A 15,734-nucleotide genomic window follows, 5' to 3' on the forward strand; every position below is an offset into this window, starting at 1 on the left:
TCATGACGGATACAACTTCAGCCCCGCGTTATGCGCTGCGCGGGCTACAGCTGATTGGCTGGCGTGACATGCAGCACGCGCTGGATTTTCTGTTCGCGGACGGGCAGATGAAGTCGGGCACGCTGGTGGCCATCAACGCAGAAAAAATGCTGGCGGTTGAAGATAATGCGGAAGTGAAAAGCCTGATTGAAGCCGCGGAGTTTAAATACGCAGACGGTATTAGCGTGGTGCGTTCAATTCGTAAAAAGTTTCCAGACGCTAATGTGTCTCGCGTGGCGGGTGCTGACCTTTGGGAGCGGCTTATGGAGCGCGCAGGCGCTGAAGGCACGCCGGTATTTTTGATCGGCGGCAAGCCAGAGGTGCTGGCGCAGACCGAACAAAAGCTGCGTAACCAGTGGAATGTTAACATAGTGGGCAGCCAGGATGGCTATTTCAGGCCGGAAGATCGCCTGGCGTTATATGAGCGCGTGCGCGACAGCGGGGCGAAAATTGTCACTGTCGCTATGGGGTCGCCGCGCCAGGAAATACTGATGCGCGATTGCCGTCTGGTCAGCCCGGATGCGCTTTATATGGGCGTTGGCGGCACCTACGACGTCTTTACCGGCCACGTTAAGCGTGCGCCCAAAGTCTGGCAAAACCTGGGGCTGGAGTGGCTCTACCGCCTGCTCTCCCAACCGACGCGTATAAAACGACAGATTCGCCTTCTGCGCTACCTCGCCTGGCACTACACCGGGAAAATGTAATCAATATGCAGCGCGATCTGCTGTTCGCGCTGCAACGCCCCCCGCAAAACTGCTGAGTTTATGTGCAATGCATTCATTTTTTTAATGCATTGTTTGCCATTTGCCAGAATTTAAGAAACCATTCGCTCCGTATTTCAGTACCCCTCAAAACAATACCCGGCAACAAGTCGGGAAACAGCAAACACAACCGAGGAATTATGGCAGAGAAAAAACCGGAGCTTCAGCGTGGGCTGGAAGCTCGACATATTGAACTGATCGCGCTGGGCGGGACTATCGGCGTTGGCCTGTTTATGGGCTCGGCAAGCACGCTGAAGTGGGCGGGGCCTTCCGTCCTGCTGGCGTATATTATTGCCGGACTGTTCGTCTTCTTCATCATGCGCTCAATGGGCGAAATGCTGTTTCTGGAGCCGGTGACGGGCTCTTTCGCCGTTTACGCCCACCGGTATATGAGCCCGTTCTTTGGTTATCTCACGGCCTGGTCGTACTGGTTTATGTGGATGGCCGTGGGGATTTCGGAGATCACCGCCATCGGGGTCTACGTGCAGTTCTGGTTCCCGGAGATGGCCCAGTGGATACCCGCGCTTATTGCCGTAGGGCTGGTGGCGCTGGCGAACCTTGCCGCCGTTCGTCTTTACGGCGAAATCGAGTTCTGGTTTGCGATGATCAAAGTCACCACCATCATCGTGATGATTGTCGTTGGCCTTGGGGTCATCTTCTTTGGCTTCGGTAACGGCGGGCACGCTATCGGTTTTGGTAACCTGACCGGGCACGGCGGCTTCTTTGCGGGCGGCTGGAAGGGCTTTCTGACGGCACTCTGTATCGTTGTCGCCTCCTATCAGGGCGTTGAGCTGATCGGCATTACCGCTGGTGAGGCGAAAAACCCACAGGTCACGCTGCGTAGCGCGGTAGGCAAGGTGCTGTGGCGTATCCTGATTTTCTATGTGGGCGCGATCTTCGTTATCGTGACCATTTTCCCATGGAACGAGATCGGCACCACCGGCAGCCCGTTTGTCTTAACCTTCGCTAAGATTGGCATCACGGCGGCAGCCGCCATTATCAACTTTGTGGTGCTGACGGCGGCGCTCTCCGGCTGTAACAGCGGAATGTACAGCTGTGGGCGTATGCTTTACGCGCTCTCGCAAAACAAACAGCTGCCGGCGGTGATGGGTAAAGTCTCCCGCGTGGGTGTACCGGTGGCGGGCGTAGCGGTGTCGATTGTGATTCTGCTGATTGGCTCTTGCCTGAACTACATCATCCCGAATCCGCAGCGCGTGTTTGTTTATGTTTATAGCGCCAGCGTGCTGCCGGGGATGGTACCGTGGTTTGTCATTTTGATTAGCCAGCTGCGTTTCCGACAGGCGCACAAAGAAGCGATCGCCAGCCATCCATTCCGTTCCATTCTGTTCCCGTATGCGAACTATTTGACGATGGCGTTCCTGATTTGCGTATTAATTGGAATGTACTTTAATGAAGATACCCGCATGTCGCTGTTTGTCGGGATGATCTTCCTGGCTGCCGTCACAGCTGCATATAAACTTTTTGGCCTGGGTCGCCGTGGCTCCGCCCATAAAGTGGAGGAATAAGCGGCAAAATGTGCAAACCATAACCAAACGCGCATTTTTTTCAAAAAAGCACTAGACAGCGGGGTCGGAGGTACGTAATATCCAGCCCCGCAACGGCGCTAAGCGCCCGTAGCTCAGCTGGATAGAGCGCTGCCCTCCGGAGGCAGAGGTCTCAGGTTCGAATCCTGTCGGGCGCGCCATTTTAGTCCCGGCGCTAGAGCTGCGGTGGTCTGAGAAGTAGTCAGAACCGCGTGAAAGAATACAGTGGTGGCTATAGCTCAGTTGGTAGAGCCCTGGATTGTGATTCCAGTTGTCGTGGGTTCGAATCCCATTAGCCACCCCATTATTGAAAGAGTTGTGAATTGCGAAGGTGGCGGAATTGGTAGACGCGCTAGCTTCAGGTGTTAGTGTTCTTACGGACGTGGGGGTTCAAGTCCCCCCCCTCGCACCACGACTTTTAATGAGTTGAACTAAAAATTCAAAAAAGCAGTACATCGGCGAGTAGCGCAGCTTGGTAGCGCAACTGGTTTGGGACCAGTGGGTCGGAGGTTCGAATCCTCTCTCGCCGACCAATTTTGAACCCCGCTTCGGCGGGGTTTTTTGTTTTCTGCGCTTTTTCATCCTGTAGCCATTCCCCGACAACACTCTATATCCTTGTCGCGATTCAGCGACATATAAGCCTTTAATAATAAAGAATTTATTATTTTCTCTCTTAACCTGTCTCCTGGTGACGACAGATTTCCGCCCTTAGCGCGATTTTGTATGGCGTAAGGCGTCTCTTAACAACATAATTTCCTTTTATCTTAAAATGTTGCGCGATGTAAAAGTTATGCGTGTAAACCTGGCACATTACATGCAATAATATGCGTGTAGATGCTCATTCCATCTCTTATGTTCGCCCTAAGGCCTCATAAACTCAGGAATGACGCAGAGCCGTTTACGGTGCTTATCGTCCACTGACAGATGTCGCTTCGGCCTCATCAAACACCATGGACATAACGTTGAGTGAAGCACCAAATATGTTGTCTTACAGACCTGTTTTAACGCCTGCTTTTATAGCAGGCGTTTTTTTATGGGTACAAAAAAGGAGGCCATCTGGCCTCCTGGATAATTACTGCTGCGTTCCGTTATTGTGTAGCGTAAGCAGAAGCCCATCACGCCGCATGGCTGCGGCCTCTTCCGGCTTGTGCTGCTTGTCCAGCGAATCAGCAAGCCAGGCGTAATCAAATGCGTCCGGGCGTTGCTTCAGCGCAGCGCGGAAGGCGAGACTCGCCTCCTGCCACTCGCCGTGTTTCATCAAAGACTGGCCAAGCGTACTCCACAGCAGCGGACGATCGCCCACGGTTTTGATCTGCTGGCGCAGTGCTTTTTCTATTTGTTCCGGATTGTTGGTTTTCAGACGCGGGATGACCATCACCAGGCGGTCATCATACTGTCGCTTGAGACCGTCGAGAAGGATCTCCTGCGCGGTGTCATGGTCGTCACACTCAATCAGATGTTCTGCCATAGCCACCTGAAGGGGAACCTGCTGGCGCGTTTTGCGGCTCTGGTTTTTCCACCAGGTTTTCAGGCCGTCGCTGCCAAGATCGGCGCGCGCCTGATCCATCAGGCCAATCCAGGCCAGACGCTGAAGTTCATCACGATGTTCATCATCGCCCACGTCGGCTTTCGCCATGGAAGGGATAATGTCCAGCAGCGAACCCCAGGCACCTGTCCGAATGTATGCCTGCTCCGCAAGACGCAGCACTTCCGGATGACGAGGGGTGATTTCCAGCAGACGGTCAACGCCGTGACGTGCGGCATGGTTTTCATTGCGCGCCAGTTGCAGACGAACGCGGGTGATCTCAACCGGAATCGGATCCTTAGTAGAGAGCTCAGACGCGCGTTCAAGATGCTGATTGGCGCGGGCCTCATCGCCTCGCTGTTGCGCCGCCTCAGCGGCCAGCAGATAGTTAACAACCGGCTGTTCTGCATGGTCGGCATTTTTCGACATCAGCTTTTCAACCTGCTGATAGTCGCCTTCGGCCAGCTTCAGCAACGCTTGCTCGGTCTGCTTACGGGCGCGACGGCGCTTACGGCCAACGAACCAGCCGCGCGTGTGAACCCCGGTACGGAAAATCCGACGCAGGATCCATTCCACTGCCAGCAGGACGACCACACCCAGGATCAGGATGATCACCAGCCCTGTCACGCTGGTTTCGACGTTGTAGTTATCGGTCTGGATCAATACGTAACCCTGGTGACCCGCGAGCATCGGCCCCAGTACAATTCCGGCGATCAGCAGGATGAAGAGTAAGAAGACTTTTAGCATCATCACTCTCCTTGCGGCGCGCTTTCAGGCGCTGGCGCGGCGGCAGGTGCTTCAGCCGGGCGCTCTGCCGGAACGCCCGGCTGGGCCAGCAGGTTACGCACGCGCGTCTGCATGATCTTCTCCAGAATCGGCTGGCTTTCCAGCTTGTCCGGCACGTTCATGGTGATGTTTTGCTGGCTCAGCTTGTCGATATCCTCCAGGAACGCGGTCGTGGTTGCGTCATTGGTATCGTAGTAAGCACGTACCCACGTTGAAACGTTATCCAGCGCCTGCTTGTAGGTCTCTTCCTGGTGACGCGGTACGGCCTGAGCAGCCACCAGCAGGCGGGAGCGAATGTTTTCGCGCAGATAAACATCCTGGTTCGGTGCCAGCAGCGGCACGGCGGTTTCATCGCGGCGGCGAATGGTAATAAAGCTGTCCATAAAGTTCTGCCAGCTCTTTTGCAGGTTGATACGCCATTCGCTCAGGGAGCTGGACAGCTCGGTACCGTCGGAATCCATCGGGGAGTCATCGTCGTTGTTATCGGCCAGCTGAAGGTTATCAATCTGGTTGGAGAGCTGATTTACCTTAAGGATGATACCGTCGTAGTCGACCTGAGAAACCGCAGACAGGCTGGCGATATCTTCCGTAATAGCGCGGCGTGCGTTGATGAGGCTCGGATCGTTCATATCGGCCAGGCTTGCGTCGGCGCTTTTCAGCAGCGCGGCGGCGGTGGTGACATCCTGATCGCTCCAGAGCTTGCGCCCGGCCAGCTTCACCAGAAAATCGGCCTGTGAGAGCAGCCAGGTTTTGGCATCGGTTCCCGAAATCGTGGCGACTTTCTCCTGCACTTCGCTCAGCTGTTTGGTCAACTCTTCACGTTTGCTGTTCGCGTCGGCGAGGGCGGCAGCCTGCTGTTTGATCACGCCTTCCAGCTCAGCTTTTTGCGTCTCCTGCGTTTTCTGTAGGGCGGTGATTTGGTTAACCAGCGCGTCGCTGGTGGCCGTCTGGTTGGTGCCTTGTTTCTTCACCAGTCCGTAGAGACCCACGCCTGCGGCCAGCGCAATCGCGATGGCAATCACGCTCAGCGTGAGGCTGGTTTTGTTGCTGCCGTTTTTCTTCTCAACGGTTTTGTCTGTCGTCTCTGGCTGTGACGTGGTGTCCACAGTCTCCCTGGTCTCTTCAACCACGGCGGAGGATTTTTCGTGTTCCGTCATTATGGCTTCCCATTTGAGAGTTATTGTAATGCGCGCAGCAGCGCATCGTTGTCGGCGTTATCAGCGATCCGAATATCCTGCCAGCCCAGTTCCCGGGCGTGGTTCGCCAGACGCTCGCTGACGACCAGAAGCCGACAGCGGAGTAACCAGTTTTCGCGATACCAAAGCGGAATCAGCGACCAAAGCTGTTGTAACATTTCACCGCTGGTAACCACCAGCGTATTAATGCCGCGCGCATGCCAGCGCATGGCTTCTTCCGCGCCATCATAGTGTTTTGCACAGCGCTGATAGCACTCCACAAACGTCACGTCTGCGCCGCGTTCGCGCAGCGTCTCGCCCAGCAGTTCGCGGCCACCGTTGCCGCGCAAAATGAGCGCACGCTTTCCGGCAATAGTTTGTAATTCAGGTAATTGTAGCAAGACTTCGCTGATTTCCCGATCTAACGGGTAACGAACATCGATTCCGCTCGCGGTATGTAAGGCCAGCGCCGTGGTGCGCCCGATGGCGAAATAGCGGAGTGCGTGGGGCCAGTTAACGCCCTGCTGTTGTAGCTGCGCATGGGCAAATTCCACGGCATGCTGCGATAGCGCAAAGAGCAGATCACCTTCCTGCAAGGCACGCATCTGGTCAGCGAGCGTAGGCAGCTCGCGACCGGGGGAGAATTCAATCAACGGAAAACTCCAGGCCACCTGCCCCAGTGCGCGCAGACGGCTCACTAACTGCTCTCCTGCGGGAGAAGGGCGGGTGACAAGTATGCTCATGCAGGGGGCTCTCCGTTATAGACCTCAGCCAGAATTTCACGCGCGCCGTTATTCAGCAGCTCTTCCGCCAGCGATACGCCAAGCGCCTCGGCATCCTGCGGCTTGCCGCGACGTTCACCGCGAACCATCTGCGAGCCGTCCGGCGCGCCAACCAGCGCACGCAGCCACAGCTCACCGTCAGTTAATTCAGCATAGCTGCCAATTGGCACCTGACAGCCTCCTTCGAGGCGAGTATTCATCGCGCGCTCGGCTTTTACGCGAACGGCGGTATCGTCATGATTCAGCGGCGCGAGCAGTGCCTGAGTACGCGCATCATCCAGACGACACTCAATGCCGACGGCACCCTGGCCGACGGCGGGGAGCGACAGCTCCGGCGGCAACGCCACGCGAATACGTTCTTCCAGCCCCAGGCGTTTCAGGCCCGCAACCGCAAGAATAATGGCATCGTAGTCGCCGTTATCCAGCTTGCCAAGGCGTGTGCCGACGTTCCCACGCAGCGAGCGAATCACCAGATCCGGGCGACGTTCAGCCAGCTGACACTGGCGGCGTAAACTTGACGTGCCGACCACGCTGCCTGCCGGCAACGCATCAAGCGAGTCATAGCGATTAGAGACAAACGCATCGCGCGGATCCTCGCGCTCGCAGATGGTCACCAGCCCCAGCCCTTTCGGGAACTCAACGGGCACATCCTTCATCGAATGCACGGCGATATCGGCGCGGTTCTCAAGCAATGCCAGCTCCAGCTCTTTGACAAACAGACCCTTTCCGCCCACTTTGGCCAGCGGCGTATCAAGAATGACATCGCCACGCGTGACCATTGGCACCAGCTCAACGCGTAATCCGGTGTGGCAGGCTTCCAGGCGCTGCTTAACATAATGTGCCTGCCAGAGCGCAAGAGGACTTTGGCGTGTGGCAATTCTCAAAACATTGTCTAACATGCTTGTTACCGTCATTATCAATCGCTAACCATCCTAACATTGTTGACACTCGGATGGCAGTTTTACGGTTGATGAAGAGTGAGAGGGACAGGGCGGCGTTCGCGTCAGCCACCGCCGTATTCAGGAATTTACACGTACAGAACGGTGCTACACTTGTATGTAGCGCATCTTTCTTTACGGTCAACCGGCAAGGTGTTAAATTGATCACGTTTTAGACCATTTTTTCGTCTGTACCACCAGAAAACAACAAGGCGAAAAAGGGTAACGGTTATTTTTTGAAATACTGCGGGTCCGCTGCTTGTTCTGTTTTGACTGGCGTGCGTCACCCGGAAACATCAGGCGATACGTCTTGTACCTCTATATTGAGACTCTGAAACAGAGACTGGATGCCATCAATCAATTGCGTGTGGATCGCGCGCTTGCTGCCATGGGCCCTGCTTTCCAGCAGGTATACAGTCTACTGCCGACATTGTTGCACTATCACCATCCGCTAATGCCGGGTTACCTCGATGGTAACGTTCCCCAGGGCATTTGCCTCTTCACGCCTGATGAAACCCAACAGCACTATCTGACTGAACTTGAGCTTTACCGTGGTATGCCGCCGCAGGTTTCGCCGAAAGGCGAGCTGCCGATTACCGGGGTTTACTCCATGGGCAGCACGTCATCGGTTGGGCAAAGTTGTTCTTCTGACCTGGATATCTGGGTCTGCCATCAGTCCTGGCTCGACAATGAAGAGCGCCAGCTGTTGCAGCGTAAATGCAGTCTGCTGGAGAGCTGGGCGGCGTCGCTCGGCGTGGAAGTGAGCTTCTTCCTGATTGATGAAAACCGTTTCCGCCATAACGAAAGCGGCAGTCTGGGTGGTGAAGACTGCGGCTCGACTCAGCACATTCTGTTGCTGGATGAGTTTTACCGTACTGCGGTTCGCCTGGCCGGAAAACGTATTCTGTGGAATATGGTGCCGTGCGATGAAGAAGAGAATTATGACGACTACGTCATGTCGCTTTACTCGCAGGGCGTACTGACGCCAAACGAGTGGCTGGATCTGGGCGGTCTGAGCTCCCTGTCCGCCGAAGAGTACTTTGGTGCAAGCCTCTGGCAGCTCTATAAGAGCATTGATTCACCGTACAAAGCGGTGCTGAAAACCCTGCTGCTGGAAGCCTACTCCTGGGAATACCCCACCCCGCGTCTGCTGGCGAAAGATATTAAGCAGCGTCTGCACGACGGGGAGATCGTCTCCTACGGGCTTGATGCCTACTGCATGATGCTGGAACGCGTCACCGAATACCTGACGGCCATTGATGACGCTACGCGTCTTGACCTGGTGCGTCGATGTTTCTATCTCAAAGTCTGTGAAAAACTGAGCCGTGAGCGCGCCTGCGTTGGCTGGCGCCGTGAAGTGGTCAGCCAGTTAGTCAAAGAGTGGGGATGGGACGAAGCGCGTCTCGCCATGCTCGACAACCGCGCCAACTGGAAAATCGATCAGGTGCGCGAGGCGCACAACGAGCTGCTTGATGCGATGATGCAGAGCTACCGCAACCTGATCCGCTTTGCCCGCCGTAACAACCTTAGCGTTTCTGCCAGCCCACAGGATATCGGGGTGCTGACCCGTAAACTGTACGCCGCGTTTGAAGCGTTGCCGGGCAAGGTAACGCTGGTGAACCCACAGATTTCGCCTGACCTGTCTGAACCGAATCTGACCTTTATCTACGTGCCGCCGGGCCGCGCAAACCGCACCGGGTGGTATCTGTACAACCGTGCGCCAAGCATGGATTCGATCATCAGCCATCAGCCGCTGGAGTATAACCGCTACCTTAACAAGCTGGTGGCCTGGGCCTGGTTTAACGGCCTTCTCACCTCACGCACCCGGTTGTTTATCAAGGGCAACGAGGTGGTCGATTTAGCCAAATTGCAGGAGATGGTGGCGGATGTCTCGCACCACTTCCCACTGCGTCTGCCTGCGCCGACGCCAAAAGCGCTCTACAGCCCGTGTGAGATTCGCCATCTGGCGATCATCGTCAACCTGGAATACGACCCGACGGCGGCCTTCCGCAATCAGGTGGTTCACTTTGACTTCCGTAAGCTGGACGTCTTTAGCTTCGGTGAGCAGCAAAACTGCCTGGTGGGCAGCGTGGATCTGCTGTACCGCAACTCGTGGAACGAAGTGCGTACCCTGCACTTTAACGGCGAGCAGGCGATGATCGAGGCGCTGAAAACGATCCTCGGCAAGATGCACCAGGACGCCGCGCCGCCGGACAGCGTGGAGGTGTTCTGCTACAGCCAGCACCTTCGCGGCCTGATTCGTACCCGCGTGCAGCAGCTGGTGTCTGAGTGCATCGAATTGCGTCTTTCCAGCACCCGGAATGAAACCGGACGCTTTAAAGCGCTGCGCGTCTCCGGCCAGACCTGGGGGCTGTTCTTTGAGCGCCTGAACGTGTCGGTGCAGAAGCTGGAGAACGCCATTGAATTCTACGGCGCGATTTCACACAACAAACTGCATGGCCTGTCGGTTCAGGTGGAAACCAACCACGTTAAGCTGCCGCAGGTGGTGGATGGCTTTGCGAGTGAAGGGATTATTCAGTTCTTCTTCGAGGAGTCGGGCGATAACGCCGGGTTTAATATCTACATTCTGGATGAAACCAACCGTGCCGAGGTGTATCACCACTGTGAAGGCAGCAAAGAGGAGCTGGTGCGCGACGTCAGCCGGTTCTATTCATCCTCGCACGATCGCTTTACCTACGGCTCAAGCTTTATCAACTTCAACCTGCCGCAGTTCTACCAGATTGTGAATGTGGATGGACGAGCGCAGGTGATCCCGTTCCGTACGCAGGCGATTACCCCTGCGGCGCCCGCTAACCAGGAAACTGCGCCGCTGTTGCAGCAGTATTTCTCCTGAACCTTTTCGCCGGTTGGCGCTAACGCTTACCCGGCCTACGGTCTGAGCCGCTGTTGCCGGGTGGCGCTAACGCTTACCCGGCCTACGGTCTGAGCTGCTGTTGCCGGGTGGCGCTAACGCTTACCCGGCCTACGGTCCGAGCTGCTGTTGCGGTTGGCGCTCACGCGTACCCGGCCTACGGTCTGAGCGGCGGTTGCCGGGTGGCGCGAACGCTTACCCGGCCTACGGTCTGAGCTGCTGTTGCCGGGTGGCGCTAACGCTTACCCGGCCTACGGTCCGAGCCGCTGTTGCCGGGTGGCGCTAACGCTTACCCGGCCTACGGTCCGAGCTGCTGTTGCGGTTGGCGCTCACGCTTACCCGGACTATGGTTCGAGCCGTTGTAGGCCCGGTAAGGCGTAGCCGCCACCGGGCAACAAAACTACCTGAAACTCACGTTCTCACCCGCCTGCGCGGTCGCCGCCTGCTCCAGCAGATCCCAGAACGTTTCGCCGCTGCGGTCGCAGATCCACTCGTCACCTTTCAGATCAAAGTGATAACCGCCCTGTTTCGCCGCCAGCCACACCTGGTGAAGCGGCTCCTGCCGGTTAATAATAATCTTGCTGCCGTTTTCGAAGCTTAAGGTCAGGATCCCGCCGTTGATTTCACAATCGATATCGCTGTCGCCGTCCCACTCGTCGATACGCTCTTCGATGGTCATCCACAGGGTATCGGCAAGGCGATGAAATTCACTGTCGTTCATGGTTTTATTCCTGTTTTTCGTGATGGCGGCAGTATAACGCTAAATAATTCCCGTTGCAGGAAAGCGGCAAACTCTTGCTTTTGTGTCTTCTCCTGCGATGATAGAAACAGATTTGAACTTACGGGCAACCTCTACATGAAAAACGTCTTTCGAACGCTTGTCGTTCTTGTCACTCTGTTTAGCCTGACCGGCTGTGGACTGAAGGGACCACTGTACTTCCCGCCAGAGGATAAAAACGCACCACCGCCGACAAAACCAGTGCAAAGTGGTATCGAGTCATCTACGCCGGATACCAACGATCGCGGCAATAACGGCGGCCCGACTCAGGTCAATCTCTGACGATTACGTTCTGTACCCGCGCAATGGAGCAAATGATGCAGTTCTCTAAAATGCATGGCCTTGGCAACGACTTTATGGTCGTCGACGCGGTAACGCAGAATGTCTTTTTCTCCCCGGAACTGATCCGTCGTCTGGCGGATCGGCACGTGGGCGTGGGGTTTGACCAGCTGCTGGTGGTGGAGCCGCCTTACGATCCTGACCTGGACTTCCACTATCGCATTTTTAACGCCGACGGCAGCGAAGTTTCCCAGTGCGGCAATGGCGCACGCTGTTTTGCCCGCTTTGTTCGGCTGAAAGGGCTGACCAACAAGCGCGATATCCGCGTCAGCACCGCCAATGGCCGGATGGTGCTCAGCGTCACCGACGACGAACTGGTGCGCGTGAACATGGGCGAGCCGAACTTCGAACCCGCTGCCGTGCCGTTTCGCGCCAACAAAGCGGAAAAGACCTATATTATGCGTGCCGCCGAGCAGACAGTATTGTGCGGCGTCGTCTCGATGGGTAACCCGCACTGCGTGATTCAGGTAGATGATGTCCAAACCGCGGCGGTTGAAACGCTCGGCCCGGTGCTGGAAAGCCACGAGCGCTTCCCGGAGCGGGCGAACATCGGTTTCATGCAGGTGGTGAAGCGTGAACACATTCGCCTGCGGGTTTACGAGCGCGGCGCGGGCGAAACCCAGGCCTGCGGAAGCGGTGCCTGTGCGGCGGTGGCCGTCGGTATCTCGCAGGGGTTACTGGCGGAAGAGGTTCGCGTGGAATTACCGGGCGGGCGTCTTGATATCGCCTGGAAAGGAGCGGGTCATCCACTGTACATGACTGGCCCGGCGACACATGTTTATGACGGGTTTATCCATCTATGAAGCAACCAGGGGAAGAACTGCGGGAACCTGTAACGGAGCTGGATGACAGCGCTGTTGTGGATTACCTGCTGCACAATCCTGAGTTTTTTATCCGCAATGCACGCGTCGTCGAAAGGATGCGCGTACCGCATCCGGTTCGCGAGACCGTGTCGCTGGTTGAATGGCACATGGCGCGCTCGCGCAACCACATCAATCAGCTCGAAGAGAACATGACGCTGCTGATGGAGCAGGCCAGCAATAACGAAAGCCTGTTCTATCGTCTTCTGCACCTTCAGGCGCGTCTGGCTTCCGCGCACAGTCTCGAAGAGTTCCTCAACCGCTTCCATCGCTGGGCGCGCGAGCTGGGGCTGGCAGGCGCGACGATCTGTCTCTTCCCTGACCGCTGGCGCATTGGCGCGCCGTCCGGGTTTACCCATCTGGCGCTGAGCCGTCAGGCGTTTGAGCCGCTGCGCATTCAGCGTCTGGGCCATGAGCACCACTATCTGGGGCCGCTTAACGGGCCAGAACTGCTGGTGGTGCTGCCGGAAGCCAAAGCTATCGGCTCGGTGGCGATGTCGCTGATGGGGCGCGATGGTGACCTGGGCGTGATGTTATTTACCAGCCGCGACGCGCATCATTATGAACAGGGGCAGGGTACGCAACTGTTGCAGGAGATCGCCCTGATGCTGCCTGAGCTGCTGGAGCGCTGGATTGAGCGCGTATGACGGACGGACTGCTCGCCACTGACGTCACCCGTTTTCTGCGCTATCTTGGCGTAGAACGCCAGCTTAGCCCTATTACGCTGCTCAACTATCAGCGTCAGCTTGATGCCATCATGCAGATTGCCGATGAAATCGGCCTGAAAAGCTGGCAACAATGTGACGCCGCCACGGTTCGCGGCTTCGTTGTGCGTAGCCGTAAAAAAAACTTAAGCCCGGCGAGCCTGGCGCTCCGGCTCTCTGCCCTGCGCAGTTTCTTCGACTGGCTGGTCAGCCAGGGCGGTCTGAAAGCCAACCCGGCAAAAGGGATCGCCACGCCAAAGGCCCCGCGTCATCTGCCGAAAAATATCGACGTCGACGACGTAAACCGCCTGCTGGATATCGATCTTAACGATCCGCTGGCCGTGCGCGACCGCGCGATGCTGGAGGTGATGTACGGCGCGGGCCTGCGTCTCTCTGAGCTGGTGAACCTCGACTTAAAGCACCTCGATCTGGAATCTGGCGAAGTGTGGGTGATGGGCAAGGGCAGCAAAGAGCGCCGCCTGCCGATCGGCCGCAATGCGGTTTCCTGGATTGAGCACTGGCTGGATCTGCGCGGTCTGTTTGGCGCGGAAGAGGATGCGCTGTTCCTGTCGAAGCTCGGCAAGCGGATCTCGGCGCGTAACGTGCAGAAGCGCTTTGCGGAGTGGGGCATTAAGCAGGGGCTGAACAGCCACGTTCACCCGCATAAGCTGCGCCACTCTTTTGCGACGCACATGCTGGAATCAAGCGGCGACCTGCGCGGCGTACAGGAGCTGCTTGGTCACGCGAATCTGTCGACCACCCAAATCTATACCCACTTAGACTTCCAACACCTTGCCTCGGTGTATGACGCGGCGCATCCACGCGCCAAACGGGGGAAATAATGCGTTTTTACCGCCCACTCGGTCAGATCTCAGCCCTGACGTTTGATCTTGATGACACCCTTTACGACAACCGCCCAGTGATCCTGCGTACCGAGCAGGAGTCGCTGGCGTTTGTGCAAAACTACCATCCTGCGCTGAAAGCGATCCAGAACAAAGAGTTCCAGAAGCTGCGTCAGTCCCTGCGGGAAACCGAGCCGGAAATTTACCATGACGTGACCGAATGGCGCCGCCGTGCGGTTGAGCAGGCGATGCTCAATGCCGGCCTGAGCGCGCAGGACGCGGCCATGGGTGCTGAAGCGGCCATGGAAAACTTCGCCAAATGGCGCAGCCGAATCGACGTGCCGCAGGAGACCCACGACACGCTGGCGAAGCTCGCTGAAAAGTGGCCGCTGGTGGCCATCACCAACGGCAACGCTCAGCCTGAACTGTTTGGTCTGGGGAACTATTTTCAGTTCGTGCTGCGCGCGGGCCCGCACGGACGCTCGAAGCCGTTCAACGATATGTATCATCTGGCAGCGGAAAAACTGGATTTGCCGCTCGGTGAGATCCTGCACGTGGGCGACGACCTGACCACGGACGTCGCCGGGGCGATCCGCTGCGGCATGCAGGCCTGCTGGATCAAGCCGGAAAATGCCGATCTGATGACTACCCCGGATAGCCGTCTTCTGCCGCACGTGGAAATTTCACGGTTGGCATCCCTCACGACGCTGATATAATCATCAATTGTTCTGTATAAATTAACAGGGTTTTGGCGAATGGAAACATTTGCCCGCCCGACATGACGTGACGGTGCCAATGGACGTTTCTTACCTGCTCGACAGCCTTAATGACAAACAGCGTGACGCGGTTGCCGCCTCGCGTACAAACCTGCTGGTACTGGCTGGAGCGGGCAGTGGTAAGACGCGCGTGCTGGTTCACCGTATCGCCTGGCTACAGAGCGTGGAGAACTGCTCGCCGTACTCGATTATGGCCGTGACGTTCACCAACAAGGCGGCGGCGGAGATGCGCCACCGTATCGCACAGCTAATGGGTACCAGCCAGGGCGGCATGTGGGTTGGCACCTTCCACGGCCTGGCGCACCGTCTGCTGCGCGCGCACCATATGGACGCTAACCTGCCGCAGGATTTCCAGATCCTCGACAGCGAAGACCAGCTGCGCTTACTGAAACGTCTGATCAAGGCGATGAACCTCGACGAGAAGCAGTGGCCGCCGCGTCAGGCGATGTGGTACATCAACGGTCAGAAAGACGAAGGGCTGCGTCCGCACCACATTCAAAGCTTCGGTAACCCGGTTGAGCAGACCTGGCAGAACGTCTACAAGGCCTATCAGGAAGCGTGCGATCGCGCCGGTCTGGTGGATTTCGCCGAACTGCTGCTGCGCGCCCACGAGCTGTGGCTCAACAAACCACATATCCTGCAACACTACCGTGAACGCTTCACCAACATTTTGGTGGACGAATTCCAGGATACCAACAACATTCAGTACGCGTGGATCCGCCTGCTGGCCGGGGATACCGGCAAGGTGATGATCGTGGGCGATGACGACCAGTCTATCTACGGCTGGCGCGGCGCGCAGGTGGAGAACATCCAGCGCTTTCTCAACGATTTCCCCGGCGCGCAAACCATCCGTCTGGAGCAGAACTACCGTTCTACCAGCAACATACTGAGCGCGGCCAACGCCCTGATTGAGAACAACAACGGGCGCCTGGGTAAAAAGCTGTGGACCGATGGCGTCGACGGCGAACCGATTTCGATTTACTGCGCCTTCAACGAGCTCGACGAAGCCCGCT

Annotated in this window: 14 protein-coding genes and 4 tRNA genes; 13 read left to right on the forward strand and 5 right to left on the reverse strand. The window is 56.9% G+C overall.

Features of this window, described 5'->3' with window-relative positions; translation table 11 throughout:
• Nucleotides 1-2: 2 nt before the first annotated feature.
• From wecG to ACOT0L_RS04255, 6 genes are all read left to right on the forward strand, one after another.
• Entirely contained in the window at nt 3-743 is a 741-nt protein-coding gene (gene wecG / locus ACOT0L_RS04230) for a lipopolysaccharide N-acetylmannosaminouronosyltransferase (RefSeq protein WP_023299039.1), read from the forward strand.
• Between the two features lie 197 nt (nt 744-940).
• Nucleotides 941-2,326 (forward strand): bifunctional threonine/serine APC transporter ThrP, encoded by a 1,386-nt coding sequence (gene thrP / locus ACOT0L_RS04235; RefSeq protein WP_023305225.1) that lies wholly within the window; start codon nt 941-943, stop codon nt 2,324-2,326.
• Nucleotides 2,327-2,428: 102 nt separating this feature from the next.
• Nucleotides 2,429-2,505 (forward strand) — tRNA-Arg (locus ACOT0L_RS04240).
• A gap of 67 nt (nt 2,506-2,572) precedes the next feature.
• Nucleotides 2,573-2,648 (forward strand) — tRNA-His (locus tag ACOT0L_RS04245).
• 21 nt (nt 2,649-2,669) lie between these two features.
• Nucleotides 2,670-2,756, forward strand: a tRNA-Leu gene (locus ACOT0L_RS04250).
• Nucleotides 2,757-2,800: 44 nt separating this feature from the next.
• Nucleotides 2,801-2,877: transfer RNA gene (locus tag ACOT0L_RS04255), tRNA-Pro, on the forward strand.
• 539 nt (nt 2,878-3,416) lie between these two features.
• On the opposite strand, the gene hemY is transcribed toward ACOT0L_RS04255, so the two are convergent.
• Genes hemY through hemC form a run of 4 tightly spaced genes read right to left on the reverse strand, consistent with a single transcriptional unit; the run spans nt 3,417 to nt 7,511 of the window.
• Complete coding sequence (gene hemY / locus ACOT0L_RS04260) at nt 3,417-4,616, reverse strand: protoheme IX biogenesis protein HemY (protein ID WP_032622057.1); 1,200 nt, start codon at nt 4,614-4,616, stop codon at nt 3,417-3,419.
• A gap of 2 nt (nt 4,617-4,618) precedes the next feature.
• A complete protein-coding gene (gene hemX / locus ACOT0L_RS04265; RefSeq protein WP_126502789.1) occupies nt 4,619-5,812 on the reverse strand; it encodes a uroporphyrinogen-III C-methyltransferase in 1,194 nt (397 codons plus the stop codon).
• 20 nt (nt 5,813-5,832) lie between these two features.
• Nucleotides 5,833-6,573: a uroporphyrinogen-III synthase gene (gene hemD, locus ACOT0L_RS04270; protein ID WP_126502790.1), complete on the reverse strand. Its 741-nt coding sequence runs from the start codon at nt 6,571-6,573 to the stop codon at nt 5,833-5,835.
• Nucleotides 6,570-7,511, reverse strand: a complete 942-nt coding sequence (gene hemC / locus ACOT0L_RS04275; protein ID WP_148103172.1) for a hydroxymethylbilane synthase — start codon at nt 7,509-7,511, stop codon at nt 6,570-6,572. The genes hemD and hemC overlap by 4 nt, the downstream gene beginning before the upstream one ends.
• A 349-nt stretch (nt 7,512-7,860) precedes the next feature.
• Between hemC and cyaA the strand changes: the two genes are divergently transcribed.
• The gene (gene cyaA / locus ACOT0L_RS04280; RefSeq protein ID WP_023299043.1) at nt 7,861-10,404 is read left to right on the forward strand and encodes a class I adenylate cyclase; all 2,544 of its coding nucleotides are present in this window, start codon (nt 7,861-7,863) and stop codon (nt 10,402-10,404) included.
• 418 nt (nt 10,405-10,822) lie between these two features.
• On the opposite strand, the gene cyaY is transcribed toward cyaA, so the two are convergent.
• Nucleotides 10,823-11,143, reverse strand: a complete 321-nt coding sequence (gene cyaY / locus ACOT0L_RS04285) for an iron donor protein CyaY (protein ID WP_032626549.1) — start codon at nt 11,141-11,143, stop codon at nt 10,823-10,825.
• A gap of 135 nt (nt 11,144-11,278) precedes the next feature.
• On the opposite strand from cyaY, the gene lptM reads away from it, so the two are divergent.
• From lptM to ACOT0L_RS04315, 6 genes are all read left to right on the forward strand, one after another.
• A complete protein-coding gene (lptM, locus tag ACOT0L_RS04290; protein ID WP_003860815.1) occupies nt 11,279-11,482 on the forward strand; it encodes an LPS translocon maturation chaperone LptM in 204 nt (67 codons plus the stop codon).
• 35 nt (nt 11,483-11,517) lie between these two features.
• Nucleotides 11,518-12,342 (forward strand): diaminopimelate epimerase, encoded by an 825-nt coding sequence (gene dapF / locus ACOT0L_RS04295; protein ID WP_023299045.1) that lies wholly within the window; start codon nt 11,518-11,520, stop codon nt 12,340-12,342.
• A complete protein-coding gene (locus ACOT0L_RS04300) occupies nt 12,339-13,046 on the forward strand; it encodes a DUF484 domain-containing protein (protein WP_126502792.1) in 708 nt (235 codons plus the stop codon). Before dapF ends, ACOT0L_RS04300 begins: the two co-directional genes overlap by 4 nt.
• Entirely contained in the window at nt 13,043-13,945 is a 903-nt protein-coding gene (gene xerC, locus ACOT0L_RS04305; protein ID WP_022646663.1) for a tyrosine recombinase XerC, read from the forward strand. Before ACOT0L_RS04300 ends, xerC begins: the two co-directional genes overlap by 4 nt.
• On the forward strand, nt 13,945-14,661 hold the full coding sequence (gene yigB / locus ACOT0L_RS04310; RefSeq protein WP_022646664.1) for a 5-amino-6-(5-phospho-D-ribitylamino)uracil phosphatase YigB: 717 nt from the start codon (nt 13,945-13,947) through the stop codon (nt 14,659-14,661). The genes xerC and yigB overlap by 1 nt, the downstream gene beginning before the upstream one ends.
• Nucleotides 14,662-14,740: 79 nt before the next feature.
• The coding region (locus ACOT0L_RS04315) for a UvrD-helicase domain-containing protein (protein ID WP_421637252.1) at nt 14,741-15,734 on the forward strand (994 nt) is incomplete at its 3' end.

The organism is Enterobacter cloacae complex sp. XAL002, from assembly GCF_049236805.1.
Classification (GTDB): domain Bacteria; phylum Pseudomonadota; class Gammaproteobacteria; order Enterobacterales; family Enterobacteriaceae; genus Enterobacter; species Enterobacter intestinihominis.

Excerpts from the sequence above, each read along its gene's own strand:
- wecG (WP_023299039.1), top strand. The coding sequence starts at position 3 with ATGACGGATACAACTTCAGCCCCGCGTTATGCGCTGCGCGGGCTACAG.
- thrP (WP_023305225.1), top strand. The coding sequence starts at position 941 with ATGGCAGAGAAAAAACCGGAGCTTCAGCGTGGGCTGGAAGCTCGACAT.
- hemY (WP_032622057.1), bottom strand. The coding sequence starts at position 4,616 with ATGCTAAAAGTCTTCTTACTCTTCATCCTGCTGATCGCCGGAATTGTA.
- hemX (WP_126502789.1), bottom strand. The coding sequence starts at position 5,812 with ATGACGGAACACGAAAAATCCTCCGCCGTGGTTGAAGAGACCAGGGAG.
- hemD (WP_126502790.1), bottom strand. The coding sequence starts at position 6,573 with ATGAGCATACTTGTCACCCGCCCTTCTCCCGCAGGAGAGCAGTTAGTG.
- hemC (WP_148103172.1), bottom strand. The coding sequence starts at position 7,511 with ATGTTAGACAATGTTTTGAGAATTGCCACACGCCAAAGTCCTCTTGCG.
- cyaY (WP_032626549.1), bottom strand. The coding sequence starts at position 11,143 with ATGAACGACAGTGAATTTCATCGCCTTGCCGATACCCTGTGGATGACC.
- lptM (WP_003860815.1), top strand. The coding sequence starts at position 11,279 with ATGAAAAACGTCTTTCGAACGCTTGTCGTTCTTGTCACTCTGTTTAGC.
- dapF (WP_023299045.1), top strand. The coding sequence starts at position 11,518 with ATGCAGTTCTCTAAAATGCATGGCCTTGGCAACGACTTTATGGTCGTC.
- ACOT0L_RS04300 (WP_126502792.1), top strand. The coding sequence starts at position 12,339 with ATGAAGCAACCAGGGGAAGAACTGCGGGAACCTGTAACGGAGCTGGAT.
- xerC (WP_022646663.1), top strand. The coding sequence starts at position 13,043 with ATGACGGACGGACTGCTCGCCACTGACGTCACCCGTTTTCTGCGCTAT.
- yigB (WP_022646664.1), top strand. The coding sequence starts at position 13,945 with ATGCGTTTTTACCGCCCACTCGGTCAGATCTCAGCCCTGACGTTTGAT.